Here is a 401-nt window from a genome sequence, read left to right on the forward strand (position 1 = left end):
CGCCACGCGTAGATCGCATCCTCGAAGTTGCCGGCGATCGCGAAGCCGAGCGTGAGCGCGGGCACCGCGATAGACGGCATCGCCACATGATGTTCGAGCAGGTTGCAATAGCCGCAGGCGCCGAATGCGTCGTCGTGCGAAAGATGCGGCGCCGCCGATGCGGGTTGCAGCGCCGAGCACAGCGCGGCGTCGGGCTGCTGCGCCTGATGCGCGGCAACCAGTTGGCTCACGAGCGGCGCGAGCACGAACGCAATGACGAGCGTGTGGAAAATCAGCGCGATGGGTCCGTTCTTTCCCATGATGTTCTCACTCGGCGGGCCGATGAATTAACCCAGGCTTCTGGTGTACTTGCGTTCCAGAACCCGGTAGTAAGTGAGCATCACGATCAGATTCGCGACCAG

General features: G+C 62.8%; 1 protein-coding gene. It reads right to left on the reverse strand.

Annotated elements, in window-relative coordinates; translation table 11 throughout:
- The coding region (locus SB771_RS33590) for a DUF2946 family protein (RefSeq protein ID WP_410721866.1) at window positions 1–299 on the reverse strand (299 nt) is incomplete at its 3' end.
- Window positions 300–401 lie beyond the last annotated feature (102 nt).

It is taken from the genome of Burkholderia sp. SIMBA_051 (genome assembly GCF_046534915.1).
Classification (GTDB): Bacteria; Pseudomonadota; Gammaproteobacteria; order Burkholderiales; family Burkholderiaceae; genus Burkholderia; species Burkholderia ambifaria.